General features: G+C 30.0%; 15 protein-coding genes. 2 read left to right on the plus strand and 13 right to left on the minus strand.

The window, feature by feature from the left end; translation table 11 throughout:
• Positions 1-81: 81 nt before the first annotated feature.
• From pyrE to KXZ80_RS14965, 12 genes are all read right to left on the minus strand, one after another.
• The gene (gene pyrE / locus KXZ80_RS14910; RefSeq protein ID WP_021431594.1) at positions 82-666 is read right to left on the minus strand and encodes an orotate phosphoribosyltransferase; all 585 of its coding nucleotides are present in this window, start codon (positions 664-666) and stop codon (positions 82-84) included.
• A 184-nt stretch (positions 667-850) separates the two neighbouring features.
• On the minus strand, positions 851-1,753 hold the full coding sequence (locus tag KXZ80_RS14915) for a dihydroorotate dehydrogenase (RefSeq protein WP_021431593.1): 903 nt from the start codon (positions 1,751-1,753) through the stop codon (positions 851-853).
• On the minus strand, positions 1,746-2,438 hold the full coding sequence (locus tag KXZ80_RS14920) for a dihydroorotate dehydrogenase electron transfer subunit (protein WP_021431592.1): 693 nt from the start codon (positions 2,436-2,438) through the stop codon (positions 1,746-1,748). The genes KXZ80_RS14915 and KXZ80_RS14920 overlap by 8 nt, the downstream gene beginning before the upstream one ends.
• Positions 2,438-3,613 (minus strand): dihydroorotase, encoded by a 1,176-nt coding sequence (locus KXZ80_RS14925; RefSeq protein ID WP_021431591.1) that lies wholly within the window; start codon positions 3,611-3,613, stop codon positions 2,438-2,440. The genes KXZ80_RS14920 and KXZ80_RS14925 overlap by 1 nt, the downstream gene beginning before the upstream one ends.
• Complete coding sequence (gene pyrB / locus KXZ80_RS14930; RefSeq protein WP_021431590.1) at positions 3,606-4,532, minus strand: aspartate carbamoyltransferase; 927 nt, start codon at positions 4,530-4,532, stop codon at positions 3,606-3,608. The genes KXZ80_RS14925 and pyrB overlap by 8 nt, the downstream gene beginning before the upstream one ends.
• A 177-nt stretch (positions 4,533-4,709) precedes the next feature.
• A complete protein-coding gene (locus tag KXZ80_RS14935; RefSeq protein ID WP_021431589.1) occupies positions 4,710-5,981 on the minus strand; it encodes a C40 family peptidase in 1,272 nt (423 codons plus the stop codon).
• A gap of 467 nt (positions 5,982-6,448) precedes the next feature.
• Positions 6,449-7,747, minus strand: a complete 1,299-nt coding sequence (locus KXZ80_RS14940; RefSeq protein WP_021431587.1) for a Glu/Leu/Phe/Val family dehydrogenase — start codon at positions 7,745-7,747, stop codon at positions 6,449-6,451.
• A gap of 132 nt (positions 7,748-7,879) precedes the next feature.
• Positions 7,880-8,689 (minus strand): ATP-binding protein, encoded by an 810-nt coding sequence (locus KXZ80_RS14945; protein ID WP_021431586.1) that lies wholly within the window; start codon positions 8,687-8,689, stop codon positions 7,880-7,882.
• A gap of 159 nt (positions 8,690-8,848) precedes the next feature.
• Positions 8,849-10,078, minus strand: a complete 1,230-nt coding sequence (locus KXZ80_RS14950; protein ID WP_021431585.1) for an NAD(P)/FAD-dependent oxidoreductase — start codon at positions 10,076-10,078, stop codon at positions 8,849-8,851.
• Positions 10,053-10,523: a 4Fe-4S dicluster domain-containing protein gene (locus KXZ80_RS14955; RefSeq protein ID WP_021431584.1), complete on the minus strand. Its 471-nt coding sequence runs from the start codon at positions 10,521-10,523 to the stop codon at positions 10,053-10,055. The genes KXZ80_RS14950 and KXZ80_RS14955 overlap by 26 nt, the downstream gene beginning before the upstream one ends.
• Entirely contained in the window at positions 10,516-12,417 is a 1,902-nt protein-coding gene (gene cooS, locus KXZ80_RS14960; RefSeq protein WP_021431583.1) for an anaerobic carbon-monoxide dehydrogenase catalytic subunit, read from the minus strand. The genes KXZ80_RS14955 and cooS overlap by 8 nt, the downstream gene beginning before the upstream one ends.
• A gap of 154 nt (positions 12,418-12,571) precedes the next feature.
• Positions 12,572-13,657, minus strand: a complete 1,086-nt coding sequence (locus tag KXZ80_RS14965) for a CapA family protein (protein ID WP_021431582.1) — start codon at positions 13,655-13,657, stop codon at positions 12,572-12,574.
• A 181-nt stretch (positions 13,658-13,838) separates the two neighbouring features.
• Between KXZ80_RS14965 and KXZ80_RS14970 the strand changes: the two genes are divergently transcribed.
• A complete protein-coding gene (locus KXZ80_RS14970) occupies positions 13,839-14,009 on the plus strand; it encodes a DUF362 domain-containing protein (protein ID WP_021428309.1) in 171 nt (56 codons plus the stop codon).
• Between the two features lie 55 nt (positions 14,010-14,064).
• Here the strand turns inward: KXZ80_RS14970 and KXZ80_RS14975 are convergent, their stop codons facing one another.
• Positions 14,065-14,694 (minus strand): redox-sensing transcriptional repressor Rex, encoded by a 630-nt coding sequence (locus tag KXZ80_RS14975; protein WP_021428264.1) that lies wholly within the window; start codon positions 14,692-14,694, stop codon positions 14,065-14,067.
• 131 nt (positions 14,695-14,825) lie between these two features.
• Here KXZ80_RS14975 and abc-f point away from each other — a divergent pair, with 131 nt between their 5' ends.
• The gene (abc-f, locus tag KXZ80_RS14980) at positions 14,826-16,739 is read left to right on the plus strand and encodes a ribosomal protection-like ABC-F family protein (RefSeq protein ID WP_021431581.1); all 1,914 of its coding nucleotides are present in this window, start codon (positions 14,826-14,828) and stop codon (positions 16,737-16,739) included.
• Positions 16,740-16,768: the final 29 nt, after the last annotated feature.

A 16,768-nucleotide genomic window follows, 5' to 3' on the forward strand; every position in this document is an offset into this window, starting at 1 on the left:
AAGAGCTTTAAATACCACGTTCTACCGGTATTTGGCGAATGAAACAAATATAACTACCACGAAAACTCAAAGTATATTTTATTACATACCTAATTCTTTAAATTCTCTACTTCCTGGTTTTATTAAATCTATCTCTCCAGCTTCACATAAAGGACATCCATCAGCTTCATAAACTTGTATATCTAATTTTATTGCACTGTATATAGGCATTCCTATATCATGATTAGTTCTATCTGCTATACATGCAACCCCTATAACTTCTCCACCTAAAGCTTCTAATGCTTTCTTTGTCTCTATTGTAGACTTACCAGTAGTAACAACATCTTCAGCTATTATTATCTTAGCCCCTGGCTTAACTTCAAAGCCTCTTCTTAATTGCATTTCTCCATCTTTTCTCTCTGTGAACACAGATTCTTTTCCTAATTGTCTACCTAGTTCATATGAAACTATAACCCCTCCCATAGCAGGTCCAACAACTAAGTCTATTCCTAAATCTTTTATTTGATCAACTACTGTACTTAATACTTTCTCAGCTTGATTTGGAAATCTTAAAACCTTAGCACATTGTACATATCTATTACTATGCTTTCCTGAAGATAATAAAAAGTGTCCTTCTAATAAAGCATCACATTCTTTTAATATTTCAACAACATTTACATTACTCATAATTATATTCTCCTTTATCCTTAACCTCTTATTTTATGTTTTTCTTTTTCCTCATCCTCAGTAATTTTAATTCAAGTTCAGCAAAGGATTAAGATTTAATTGTTGAAGAAGCGTTAAAGACATTTTTAAGTCTTTAGCGACTGAAACAAGAAATCTTAATCCGAAGCGACCTATTTAAAATTACCTAAACTATACCTCTTATTTCATCTAAACTTTGTATTCCTTCTCTATCCATATAATCTTCTATTCCTTTGATTATATCTAATCCAATTCTAGGATTTATAAAGTTTGCAGTTCCAACTTGCACGCAAGTAGCTCCAGCCATTATAAACTCTATAGCGTCTTGCCAATTAGTTATTCCACCCATTCCCATTACTGGTATGTTTACTGATTTACAAACTTCATGAACCATTCTTAAAGCTATAGGTTTTATTGCAGGTCCAGATAATCCAGCATATATATTTTCAAATACTGGTTTTTTCTTATTTATATCTATAGCCATAGCTTTGAAAGTATTAACTAATGATATACCGTCTGCACCTTCTTCTTCACATACTTTTGCCATTCCAACTATATCCTCAGCATTAGGTGATAATTTTACAACCAACGGTAATTTAGTTTTTGCTCTTACAGCTCTTACAACTTCCCTTGCAACCTCATTTTTTATTCCAAAAGCCATACCTCCTGCTTTAACATTTGGACAAGAAATATTTAATTCTATCATATCTATAGGTTGATCATTTAGTAACTCTACACCTCTTATATAGTCATCTAACGTTCCTCCACCTAAATTTGCAATTCTAACCGTATCTAGTTCTTTAAAAAACTGAAGTTCATTTTCTATGAAACCTCTTACTCCAGGATTTTCAAGTCCTACGCTATTCATCATCCCTGATGGAGTTTCGTGAACTCGCATACCTTTATTTCCATCTCTTTTTTCCAATGTAAGCCCTTTGCTACTTATTCCACCTAATTTTTCTATATCATAAATCTCTGCATATTCTTTTCCAAACCCAAAAGTTCCAGATGCCATAACTAAAGGATTTTTAAATTCTATATTCCCGAATTTAACATTTAAATTAGCCATTGAATATCACGTCCTCTCCCCAGAACACTGGACCATCTTTGCATGTTTTTTTATTTCCAAATTTAGTTTTACAAGTACAAACTAAGCAAGCTCCTACGCCACATGCCATATGATTTTCTAAAGATACCATTATCTTCGTGTTAGTTCCTTCTGTCATCTTTACTAACTTTTCCATCATGGGTGTAGGCCCACAAGTTAATATATAATCATATTTTTCTACATCTAATATGTCTGTAACAAAAGTGTCTCCTATAGCTATGTTTACTTCATTACACACTTCATTGTATTCTTCTTCTAATATAGCTTCTTTTCTGAATCCTAGGTATGCATCACAGTTTTCAATGTTTTTAGCTACTAGGTATAGTGGAGCTATACCTATGCCTCCTCCTACTAACGCAACCTTCCCTTTTACATTTTCATATCCATTTCCATAAGGGCCTTCTAATTTAATTTCATCATTTATTCTTAAATTGCTTAATATTTTAGTTCCTTCTCCCACAACTTTATATAAAAAAGATATACTATCTTCATTTACATCATGAACACTTATCGGTCTTGAAAGTAATGGGTATGTATCCCAGGCTCTAAGCATATAAAATTGGCCCATCTCAGCTTCAAATTTACCCTCTACCTTCATAAAATACATATCTTCGCCTATATATTTATTTTCTAAAATTTTGTACATTATTGAATATCCCCCTTTACGTCATACATAACTCTTCCATCTCTTATAGTCATTATTATTTTCCCTCTAACTTTTTGACCATCAAATGGATTATTTTTTCCTTTAGATATAAACTTAGATACATCTATAACTTCTTCTTGTTCTGAATCTACTATAACTAAGTCCGCTCTTAAACCTTCTTTTATTAATCCTTGGTTTAACCCTAATAATTTAGCAGGATTTGCACTCATCATCTCACTTAATTTATTTAAAGATATATTATTTTCATTAAATACTTTGTTTACCATTTGGAATGCAACTTCTATATTAGATATTCCAGGAGCTCCCTTTTCTTTGTCTTCTTTTGTATGAGGGGCATGATCCGTTCCTATCATATCTATATATCCATCTTTTATTCCTTGAATTAAGTGTTTCATATCTTCTTCCTCTGCAAAAGCTGGGTTAACTCTATATTCTAATCCATATCCGAATATATGATGAGGCCCTACCTCACAAGTAAACTTATATCCATCATTCTTATATTTTTTAATTTCATCTAAAGTATCTTTTAAACTTATATGACAGATATGAAGGTTTCCTCCAACCTCTTTAAGAATATTCAAATCTCTTTTTACTATTTCAAACTCCGGCTGACAATGAGTTAGTACTTTAAAATCTAATTTTTTAGATAAACTAAGTGCATATCTCATTATTTTTTCATTGTGAAGAGTGTATCCATCATCAGAGAATAAATCTGTATACGTTCTCATTTTTTCTATATCTATAATTTCTTCACCTTCAAGATTTTCTGTTATAGCGCAAACTTGCTTTATATCACATAAATCTAATTTTCTAGCTTTGCTTAACACATATTCCATAACCTGTTCGTTATCACAAACTGGCTTAGTATTTGCCATTGGACAAAGTACTGTGAATCCACCTTTTAATGCTGCCTTTTGTCCTGTCTCTAAATCCTCTTTATGTGTTAATCCCGGATCTCTTAAGTGTGTGTGTAAATCTATAAATGCTGGCATTAAAATTTTATTTTTCCCATCTATAATTTTTAAATCTTCAATACCAGTAATGTTTATATCCGAATCTATTTTAGAAATTTTGCCATTCTCAACAAGTAAATCTCCTTTAAAGCTCATACTAGAATCAATAATTTTTACGTTTTTTATAAGAAGTTTACTCATTTGCATCTACCCCCAGAAGTTTCATTATTAGTGCCATTCTAACGTACATTCCATATTTTGCTTGATCGAAGTATACCGCTCTATCATCTTTATCTACTTCTGTATCAATTTCATTTACTCTTGGTAATGGATGCATAACTAACATATCTGGTTTAGCTTTTTTCATTTTTTCTGTTGTTAATATATAATAATCTTTAAGTCTTTCATATTGTTCTTGATCTTCAAATCTTTCTCTTTGAACTCTAGTCATATAAAGAACATCTAAGTCTTCTATAACCTCATCTAAGCTATTAGTTTCTACATATTCGTGCCCAGCTATAAATTCTTTTATATATTTAGGCATTTCTAACTCTTTAGGTGATATAAATACAAATTTAGTATTTTTATATCTTGCCATAGCTTTGACTAGTGAATGAACTGTTCTTCCGTTTTTTAAATCTCCACATAATCCGATAGTGTGATTTTCTAAATTTCCTTTAAGTGATTTTATTGTAAGAATATCTGTAAGTGTTTGAGTTGGATGTTGATTTCCTCCGTCTCCTGCATTTATAAATGGTACTCTAGCAAACCTTGACGCCTCTAAAGCTGAACCGGCTTTTGGGTGTCTCATGACTATAGCATCAGCATAACAAGATACTGTTTCCATAGTGTCTTCTAATGTTTCGCCTTTTGCTGTTGATGAAGAATTTGGTTCTGAAAAGCCAATTACCTTTCCACCTAATCTGTTCATTGCAGCTTCGAAGCTAAATCTTGTTCTTGTTGATGGTTCATAAAATAAAGTTGCTAGTAAATTACCTTCACAAACTCGTGAGTATTTTGACGGATTATCAATTATATTTTGAGATAAAGATAGAATTTCATCTATTTCATTTATCGAAAAGTCTTCTGGTTGGATTAAATTTCTTCCCTGTAATTTCATATATGTTCCTCCTTTTTTAGCCTCTCTGGACTAAATTTAAAAGTATTTTTATTTTTTTCTTTTATAGAATATTATCACCTTTAAGAAACGATGTCAATATTAGTTTATAAAAAATCGGCTTTGTTTAGGCGTAAAAAAAGGATATATTTAAATAAATATATCCTTTAAAATCCTATATTATAATACTCTCTTAGCTCCTACGTAAGCTTTTTGCCAGTAAGATGAGTTTATGTTACTAACTTTAACAACATCTCCTGAGTTTGGTGCATGAACCATGTTTCCTCCACCAACATATATACCAACGTGGCTTACTCCTCCGCCACCAGTTGCGAAGAATACTAAGTCTCCTGCTTGTAAATTAGCTTTACTTACAGATCTACCAACTCCGTATTGAGAAGATGAAGTTCTTGGTAAAGATACTCCTGCAGCATTTCTAAATACATATGAAGTAAGTCCTGAACAGTCAAAGCTGTTAGGTCCTTCAGCTCCCCATACATAAGGAGATCCTAACTTAGCATAAGCTAAATTAACTACAGCAGAAGCTGCATCTGTATTAGTTGATGGCTTTTCTTCTTCACTTGAGTTATTGTTGTTATTATTGTTGTTATTTGTATTATCGTTATTATCTACATTGCTGTTGTTATCATTATTATTGTTGCTATTATTATCATTATTATTTTCGTTATTATCTACATTATTGTTGCTGTTGTTATTATTGTTATTGTCATTGTTAGTTGTGCTGTTGTCATTGTTATCTTCAACAGCATCATTATTATTGTTGTTATTGTTTTCGTTGTTTTCAACATTGTTGCTTTCATTTTCATTAGTAGCATCATTGTTTGTTGTTTGATTGTTATCAGATACTTGTCCATCATTTTGATCTTTAACATCTGATTGAGTCTTTTCTTCTTCTACAACTGGAGCTTTGTCAGATACATATAAATCTCTTACAAATCCTTCATTTTCTCCATTTTTAACTTTTACCCAGTTACCTTCAGTTCCTAAAACTTGAACTTTTGTAGAAGCTGGTAAATTATCTTTTACATCAGACTCTACATGAGCATCTTTTCTTAAGTTTACTTTATCTGCTGTTATATAAGCACTAGCAGCTTTAACATCAACATATCTAGATGCTATCCATCCTTCAGTTTCATCGTCTAATTGAACTTTATACCATCCATCTTGCTCTCCAACTATTTTAAATTGGTCACCTGTGTATGCTATAGTTTGAACTGATCCTTGCTTTCTTACTTTTACAGCAACTCCATCTTTAACTTCTGCAACTTTAAAATCTACATCTTTATAGTCTTTTAAGTTTATTACATTCTTTTCATTAACGTCTTTTTTATCTGTTGCCTTCTCAACTTTTGCATCGTCTGCATGCGCTATCCCGTTCATTGATAATGCCATAAATGATGCAAATACTGGTACTAATATTTTTCTCTTCATAATGTTTTTCCCTCCAAAAATTCACCATAAGTATTCTTACGTGTTATTTTCATAGCTGAAACCTATGTAGGATAAAATACTAATACACAAGATATTTTCATTTTTGTATTTATATGTCACAACTTTGTAACTGTTTTGTAAATAATTGTTACAAGTTATATAGTATTCTTATATTAACAATATTTAACTTATATCTTGTATATAATATTTAAAAATTTATTATTTTATCCAAAAATAACTTTTAATATACATTTTTATATTAATTATATACTATTTTTTTCAAAAAGTAAATAAATTTGGATATTTTAGCATATATTAGCATGGAATTTTTTATATCTAGTATATAAATTTTTTTATATGCTTTTTTTATTTTTTGCATAAAAATAAAAGTGTACATTTAATCAGTATAAGACTGATTAAATGTACACTTTTTTTATTCTAAATTTTATTTATTTTAATATTATTTATTAAGCTAAAGATGTAGCTTCTTTCTTAGCATCTTCTTTAACAGGAGCTTCTGTATACCATCCTCTTAATTTCATAGCATCAGCTATTCTCTTAATTGACATCATGTATGCAGCTGTTCTCATTTCAACATTGTGGTCTCCTGCTAATGTCCATATTTCTTCAAATGCTTTTTTCATTAAAGCTCTTTGTTTTTCTTGAACTTCATCAAAACTCCAGTTGTATCTCATTAAATTTTGAACCCATTCAAAGTAAGAAACTGTAACTCCACCACTATTAGCTAATATATCTGGTACTAAAGTTATTCCTTTTTCAAATAGTATTTTATCTGCTTCTGGAGTAGTTGGTCCATTAGCTCCTTCACATACTATTTTAGCTTTTATATCTCCAGCATTTGCTGAAGTTATTTGATTTTCTAGTGCACAAGGCATTAATACGTCAACGTCTGCAGTTATTACACTTTGGTCAACAGCTTCTGCACCTGGGAATCCTTTTATACATCTATGTTCTTTATTGTAAGCCATTAAAGCTTTCATATCTATTCCATCTTTATTATATATAGTTCCTGTATGGTCTTCTACATATATTACTTTAGCTCCTGCTTCATCTATGTACATACCAGCGAAGCTTCCAACATTACCAAATCCTTGAAGTCCTACAGTAACATTAGATACATCTATTCCTTTTTTCTTAGCTGCTTCCATTGCAATTGTAGCAACTCCATATCCTGTAGCTTCGTTTCTAGCTAAAGATCCGTAGAAATCAACTGGTTTTCCAGTAAATACTCCTGGTTGGAATTCCCCTGTAACATTTGCATATTCATCAACCATCCAAGCCATTATTTGTCCATTTGTATTAACATCTGGAGCTGGTATATCTTCTTTTTCTCCTATTATTGGAGCTATTGACTTAGCAAATCCTCTTGATATTCTTTCTAACTCACCTTGAGAGAATTCTGTAGGATCGATGGCCATACCACCTTTACCTCCACCATAAGGTATTCCTACTACTGAACACTTGAAAGTCATCCAAGTAGATAAAGCTTTAACCTCGTCCATACAAACTGCTGGATGGAATCTTAATCCTCCTTTAAATGGTCCACAAGCATTATTATGTTGTGATCTATATCCTGTAAATGTTCTTACAGTCCCATCATCCATTTTAACTGGGAATGATACTTCTAACACTCTCATTGGATTTTTTAATATTTCATATACTGCTGGATCTGCCCCTAATCTATCGCAAGCAGTTTTTACTTGAGATCTTGCTATCTCTAGAACATTTAAAGTTTTTTCAGCCATTTTAAAAGCCCCCTTAAAAATATTTTAATTTTTTAAATCCCCTTTGTTATTTGTCGGAAAATGATTTCCTCCACTTACAGTTTGATTATAGCACAGTTTTTTATGTATTTGTATAAAATTTCTATTAGTTTTTTATTTAACACTTTTTATCTTGTTCACTCTTATATCTAACCTACTTACATTTATTAAAGTAACATCATACAATGCCTTTATTATATGTTCTTGAAGCTTAAATATAGTTTCAATACAGTTAAATAAATCCAATTCTAAAATAATAAATATTTCTAAATTTCCTTTTTTATTGTTAAATTTTACTGAATTTATTTTACTTATGTAATCAAATTTTGATAGTTCAAAAAATATTATTTGATTTATTGCATTTTTTTTAATATAAAAATTCCCCATATAGCTAAATGTAGGTCTAATAATAGTTTTTTCAACTAATATAGATTCTTTATTTTCTCTTTTAAATAATTTTTTAATCGGATTTATACTAAGTCCACTAGCGATAGACTTAACCTCTAATGTCGGAAGAGGTATTATGTGATTTCCTTTACTTCTCCACTCTTTCGCAATATCTATTTCTTCTTGTGTCGATATTTCATTTATATAAACAGTTTTATATATTTTCCCTAAATTTAATTTACTAGCTATCTGATTTACCATTTTATCTGATGTTCCTATTATTAAAATAGACTCTATATTTTCTTCCACTATTTTAAATCTCATTTCATTTCTATGATTTTCATCATTGAATATAGCTCTTTTAACTGCCTGAATTTTGGTGCTTGCTTGTTTTGCTGATATTCCAGCAATTATTTTATTTTTAAAAATTAAAATTCCATCATCTATTATATAGTTTATATTTTTTTCATAGGCTAACTCTAATGCTTTATAGCTTTTTCCAGAACCACTCTCTCCTACTAATGCATAAACCTTCATATTTACACTCCTATAATATATATTTAAAAAAGAGTGTCCCAAAATAAGTATGGATAGAATAAATATAAGTTTTAGCGACTTTCAAAGCATCTTTTCAGCTTTAGGAGCAAAACTTATATTCATTCTTTCACACTATACTATTTTGAGACACTCCCTTAATTATATATTATAGCAAAACTCTCCATTTCCTTTAACAGAAAAGAAATCTGCATATCCTATTTCAAAAATTCTTTTTTCTAAATCTGGTATTTCTATATTATTTTTTATCAAATAAGTAAGAGCTCCTACATAAGATATATCACCTTGAATTATCGCTCCTTTGATAACATTATCTTTTATTATAAACTTTTTATACCCTGATTCATCTTTTCTAACATTTACGATACAGCCTTCTTCCATATCAACTATTCCTAGAGAAACTGTTGGTATACCCAGAAAATTCATTGTGTTTCTATATATAAATGAATCATCTATTTTTTCTTCTCTTCCTGTCATATTATAGGCAGCTACTATTCCTTGCTTCACAGCTAAAGGCCAAATTGCATTTTTACCAACAACATCACCTGCTGCAAATATGTCTTTCGTAGTAGTTTTACAATTCTCATCTATTACTATTCCTCGGTCATAACTTATAAACTCTTTATTTATAAATTCAGCGTTTGGAATAACCCCTGTTGCTACAATTGCCATATCACATTCTATATAGGTTTCATCATCTAATACTACTCCAATTATATTTTCATTATTATCCATGCAAATTTCCTTAACACTTGCACCCTTAAAGAATTTCGTGCCTAATTCTTTAAATCTATTTTCATATACTGATGCAGAGTATTCATCTAACTGCCTATTTAATATAAAAGGTTCTCTATATATTACAGATATATCTAAATTTTTATATTCTAATAATCCTATAAGCGCATCTATTCCTACGAGCCCAGCTCCTAATATGGCTATTTTTTTACAATCTTTTGCTTTCTGTTTTATTTCATACGCATCTTCTATATTTCTAAGTCCATATACATGCTTTGATTTTTTTAAGTTTTTTATAGGAGGCATCGCTGATGATGCACCTGTTGCAATTAATAATTTATCATATTTAACTTTTTCACCAGTTTCTATTATAGATACTTCTTTATTTTTTATATCTACATCATTCACAGTACATGACTTTTTCCAACTTATATTATATTTTTCATCAAATTTAGTTTCTACAAAGTTTAAGCTATCTAATGTTCTATGTTCAGATATAATATGATGTAACATACATCTTGAGTAAATGTGTTCATCTTTTGATATTAATGTTATATTAGCTTTTTCATCTAACTCCCTTAATACTTTTATAGCGTTAATGCCTGCAGCACTAGCACCCAGAACTACATAATTCATTTTTTACCTCCTCTTGTAGCGTTATTGCTCCAGTTGGACAATTAGCTACACACTTAGGATATCCTATACTTTCACACATATCACATTTCAAAATAGTTTGTTTTGTTTTATCATCAGGCTTTAAAAGTCCATATGGACACGCCATAACGCACATATAACAAACCCCACACTTATCTTTGTTATAACTTACTATTCCAGTTTCTTTATTTTTTGTCATAGCTCCACTCATACATGTAAGTACACACTCTGGAGTTTCACAATGTCTACAAATAATAGGAATTGGATTATTAAATTTGTTTAACTCTATATGGTTTCTACTTTCGTTATCTAGGTCTTCTAAATCTAAAGAGTACATATCTTTTTGTAAATCGTTTCTTAACATACATGCTAAAACACAACTCTTACATCCGGTACATAATTCTTTATTAATTAGAATCCTATGCATAACATTCCACATCCTTCAGTCCTAATTTTTCTCTTCTGTCTATAATTATTTTTTCTAATGTATCAGCTGAAGATACAACCTCTGAATCAACTATAACATGACCTCCAGTTATATCCTTTAACCCTTCAGTTAAAACTTGTGTAACTAATTTACCACCTGTTATAAATGGCGGTAATGCTAAATGAAGAGGTAATCCTAAAGCTAATCCAAATGCTCCATCTGCTAAAGCTTGTTCTTCTAACCATTGAGGTGCGGATAAAATTAGTGGAAGCTGAGGTATATCTATTCCTAATTCTTTAGCGATTTCAGTAGCAACTATTTCAAGTCTTCCTATAGCTAAGCATGGTCCAAAGTTCAATACTGGTGGTATTCCTAAAGATTTACAAACCTCTTTTAAATTTTCACCTGCTAATTCTTCCGCTCCAGGAGACATTAATCCAACATTTTCTAAGCCTCCAGTTGAACATCCTGCAGATAAAACAATTATATCTCTTTTTATAAGCTCTTTAGTTAATTCTACAGTAAATACATCGTGTCCTTTTGCTGTCATATTTGAACATCCAACAACCGCTGCTATTCCTTTTATTTTACCTTCTGCAATTAAGTTTATAAGAGGTTTCCATGAGTTCCCTAAAAATGCTTTTAAGTTCTTCTCACTTACGCCTGTTAATGAAACATCGTGTCCATGATCACTAGGTATATCTATTTCAACTTCACCTCTTCTTGATTTATAACTTATTAAGGCTTCATTTATTAATTTTTCTGAAATTGATTCTATATTTTCTCTATCGAATGGCACATATTCTGCATTAACTTTTTTAGCTACGTCATCTAAACAAACCATTTTTACTTTATATTTATCTGCTATCGGCTCTATACCTGGTATAGTACAGTTAAATTCAGATGCAATCATATCTATTGCTCCTGTAGAAATTACAGCCTCACTTGTAAAGTTATTTCCAGCATGACCTGCAAATACCTCTTTATAGTGCTCACCTCTTAACTGTAAATCTTGACCTACACAAGTACATCCAACTAATCTAAATCCTTTTGCTCCTGCTTCTTTTGCTAATTTGACAACATCTTCATCTTTCAATCTATCTTGGAAGTGAGCAAATGTTGAATGTTGATGTCCTGTTATCATTATATTTATATAATCTTTATCTATAACTCTAAATCCTACAGGTGCAGTTCTTATAACTGGTTCTCCTAAAATAACATCATTTAAAAGATTAGTTAGTGTAAGTCCATATAATCCAGTAGATATACCTAAATTTAAGCAGTTTATAAGCATGTCAACAGGGTCACTATTTAAATTTGTAGATGACTTGACTATTGCATCAAAAACTTCTGACTTAGCTCCTCCTGGCATTATACCTATCTCTTTCCACTTATTAACTCTTGGAGCATAAGCTATTTTCTCTACTAACTCCATTTTCTCATCTCTAGCTTTATATAAATCATCTAAAACCTTTTGTGCAACTTTTATACATTTTTCATGTCTATCATTAGCTTCAACCCCAAATATTTCAGCTAATTCATCTATTGTCTTTTCTCCCTTTATTATTCCTTTATCTTCACCTAATTTTTTCAAGTTTCTAGCTGTATTTTCAACAACATGCAGATAGCATGCAGCTCCACTTGCAACTGCTCTTAAAAAGTTTCTAGCAACTATCGTATCAGCATCTGCTCCACAAATTCCTCTTGGAGATTTAGGTGTTATTCTACATGGTCCATTTGCACATAATCTACAACATACACCTTGAAGTCCAAAACCACATTTAATTTTTTGATCTTCAGTTCTATGGAATGCCGTTTCAACATCCTTCGACGCTACAAAACTTTCTAACCTTTTATCTGCACTTTCGCACATTTTACAACTAACACAAGACATAAATTACTTCCCCCTAAATATATTTTTATGGTAATCTTTTCTATATATACCATCCATTGTTAATACTTAAACATATTTTTGAAAAAGTTTTCCCAGCTATAAAAAACTTATTTAATTTTTAAAAATCCAATAATTAAATAAGTTTTTTTATAATCTATTTATTTAAGCCTTCGCTTATATCTTTTAATTTATTTTTTACCCTTTCCGCCTCATTCCCTGTAAGTGGTGTTGGTTGGTAATTATTAATACCATTTTGAGATGATATAGAACATGGTATAATTTCAGGTTTGTTTATACTTATCAGTTTGCTATCTTCAAAATTAAATGTTTGTTTGTATATAAAAGTATCTTTATCTTGAGGATTCTTATTACCCCCAAAGCAGAAATTACTTAAACTATATGCAATATACTTTCCTTTATACTCTTCTATTCCTTGCATAACATGAGGATGACTCCCTAACACACCGTCAACTCCATTATCTATAGCAAAGTGTGCAAAATCTTTTTGAACTTGGTCAGGATAATATTGTCGTTCTGTTCCCCAGTGGAAATATACAAATACTATATTAGATTCTTTTTTAACATTTTGTATATCTTTTTTCATATTATTTAAAAATTCTTCATTATAATTTTCAGGCCACCCATTATAGCCTAATAATCCAACTTTTACCCCTTTAACATCTACTATACTCTTCTCTCCTAATCCAAAATAATCTATATTATTTTCTTTTAATATAAATTTAGTTTGTTTCATCCCCTCTTCAAAATAATCCTCTGAATGGTTATTTGCTAATGTTACAACATCTATACCTCCTTGGTTAAGTATATTTACATAAGAAGGGTCTCCTTTAAATGCAAATTTTTTTATTTTAGCATTACTTGCACTAGTTAAAGGTCCCTCTAAGTTTGCTACCGTTAAGTCATCCTCCTCAAAAATATTCTTAACATTTTTCAAAAAATATCCATAATTTTGTCCTTGATTTTCAAACTCATTATCAAAAGATCCATAGTATGAGGCTCCCTTATAATTCCCCATGGTTATATCCCCTACAAAATCAATAGTTATGCTTTCTTTTTTTACCTCTTTAACTTCTCCAACTTTCTTTGATTTTTCATTATCATCTTTAATTTTATCATCTACTAAAGCAAATTTAAAAATAAGCATGCAAATAACTACCACTAAAAAAATTATTACAGATACTAATAGTGATAGCTTCTTTTTATTAATCTTTTTTTCCATTTGTCTACCTCCACCAAAGTAATAAGCCCTAAATATATTATAGCTTATACTATTTGTCAAAATAAATCGGTTTATGTAATATGTTTGTTTTTTTGTATGTATTCTAATTATTGTTATATATATTTTTTTTTGTTATAATACTAATGAACATAATTTTACATATTTTAGGAGGAGATTGAAAATGGCTTACAAAATTAATGATGCTTGTATAAGCTGTGGTGCTTGTGAAGCTGAGTGCCCAGTTAGCTGTATATCAGCTGGAGATGACAAATATGTTATAGATGCAGATACTTGTATAGAGTGTGGTGCTTGTAACGGAGTTTGTCCAGTAGATGCTCCACAACCAGAATAATAATAAATTAAAATAAAAAAGCTACCTACTTTGTAGGTAGCTTTTTTATTTTAATTTATTTATCTTCATTCATAAGATATGATAAAGTAAATAAACTTTCAGTTAAGTTTACATTTTCAACTATAACATCATTTGGTACTTCTAAATCTAACGGTGCAAAGTTCCAAACTCCTTTTATACCTGATTTAACTAATCTATCGACAACTTCTTGCGCCCCATTTTTTGGTATACATAATATCGCTATATCAATATCATTTTCAGCTACGAACTCCTCGATGTCATCAGAATCTAATATTTCAAAATCTCTAATTTTTAATCCTATCATTCTTGGGTTTGCATCAAATAAAGCTTTTATCTTAAACCCTGCTTTAGTAAAACCTGAATAATTAGCTATTGCTTGTCCTAAGTTTCCAGCCCCAATTATTATAGAATTATAAGTTCTAGATAACCCTAATATTTTACCTATTTCATTATATAACTCTTCGACATTATATCCGTATCCCTGCTGTCCAAATCCACCAAAGTTGTTTAAATCTTGTCTTATTTGAGATGCTGTAAAGCCAATTATATCGCTTAATTCTTTAGAAGATATTCTTTGTATATCTCTATCTAACAAATCTCCTAAGTATCTGTGATATTTAGGTAATCTTCTTATTACAGCCATAGAAATATTTTTATTACTCATCTCATCACCTCCTATATATTCATTATCCCTGTTTTATATACTATGCTATTTTTTTAACAAAATGCATATATCCTTGATTATATTATACCAAAACATTATAATTTTAGATAGTTTAAAGGAGGTATAATTTTATGATTGTTTTGTCGTGTAATAACTTAAATAAAAGTTTTGGAATAGATACTATATTAGAAAATATTAGCTTCACTGTAAATGAAGGCGATAAAGTTGGTATTATAGGTGTAAATGGAACGGGTAAAACTACTTTATTTAAAGTACTTTCTGGTATTTATGGATATGATAGCGGAGATATATACCTTGGCAAAGGTGTTGAAATAGGATATCTTGAACAAAATACAAGTTTCCAATCGGAAAAAACTATATATGAAGAGGTTTTAGAAGTTTTTTCTGACTTAATGGATATGGAAAAGTATATAAGAGATTTAGAGATTAAAATAGCTGAAGAAGGTTCTAATCCGGATTCAAAAGTTTTGGATAAACTTATGAATGAGTATTCTCAAAAACTAGAACTTTTCTCTGAGCTAAATGGTTATGGTTATAAATCAGAAGTAAAAGGGATTTTAAAAGGTCTAGGTTTTTCTGATTCTGATATGGAAACTCCAATAAATATATTATCTGGAGGAGAAAAGACTAGAGTCTTACTTTCTAAATTACTACTAAAAAATCCTTCACTTCTACTTCTAGATGAACCAACTAACCATCTTGATTCAGATGCCATCGAATGGTTGGAGGTATTCTTAAAACAATATAAAGGAACAGTAATTATCATATCTCATGATAGATATTTCCTAGATCAAGTTGTAAATAGAGTATTTGAAATTCATAATAAAAGACTTAAAACATATAATGGAAATTACTCTAAATTCATAGAGTTATCTAATGTAGAAAAAGAATTAGAAGTTAAAAGATATGAAGATCAACAAAAAGAAATTAAAAAACAAGAAGAATCAATTGATAGACTAAAAGCTTACGGAAGGGAAAAACATTTAAAAAGAGCTAGAAGTAAAGAAAAAATGCTAGATAAAGTTGATGTTTTAGATAAACCTGATGTGTTCAGAAAAAAAGCTAGTATTCAATTTAGTCCTTCTGTATCTAGTGGTAATGATGTTTTACAAGTAGAAAATCTTTCTATGGGTTATGGTGAAAGAATCCTATTTAAGGACATAAACTTCAATATATATAGGGGCGAAAAAGTTGCTTTAATAGGAGCTAATGGAATAGGAAAATCTACTTTATTTAAAATTATAATGAATGAAATAGTTCCATTAACTGGAACTACTAAACTTGGAGCAAATGTTCATGTAGACTACTTCCATCAAGAACAAAAAACTCTTAACTTAGATAATACTATTATAGATGAAATTTGGAATGATCATCCTAATCTAAACCAAACTACTCTAAGAAATATGTTAGGTTCTTTTTTATTTGAAGACGAAGAAGTATTTAAAAAAATATCTACACTAAGCGGTGGAGAAAGAGCTAGAGTTGCTATATTGAAATTAATTTTATCTAACTCTAACTTCTTATTACTAGATGAGCCTACAAATCACCTTGATATAGACTCTAAGGAAGTTCTTGAAGAAGCTTTACTGAATTATACAGGAACTTTATTTACAATATCTCATGATAGATATTTCTTAAACACAGTTGTCGATAAAATACTTGTTCTTGATTCTGAGGGAATAACAGAGTATCTAGGTAATTATGATTATTATATGGATAAGAAAAAACAAACTATAGAGATGAATGCTATAGAAACAACCGAGGAAAAAACAAAAACTCAATTAAAAGATGAAAAACGAAAAGAAAGAGAACAAAGAGAGTTAGAGAAAAAAGCTAGGGTTAAGAGGCAAAACATAGAAAAGGAAATTGAAGAAATAGAACTTGAAATCGAAGAACTTAATGTTCTTATGTGCCAAGAAGAAATATATTCTAATCCTGAAAAATCTAAAGAGGTTAGTCAAAATAAAACTTCCTTAGAAGATAGATTAAATAATTTATATGAAGAATGGGAACAGCTAATGTAGGCTGTTCTTTATTTTTGATAATTCTGAAA

The sequence above is a fragment of the Paraclostridium bifermentans genome (genome assembly GCF_019916025.1).
Taxonomy (GTDB): Bacteria; Bacillota; Clostridia; order Peptostreptococcales; family Peptostreptococcaceae; genus Paraclostridium; species Paraclostridium bifermentans.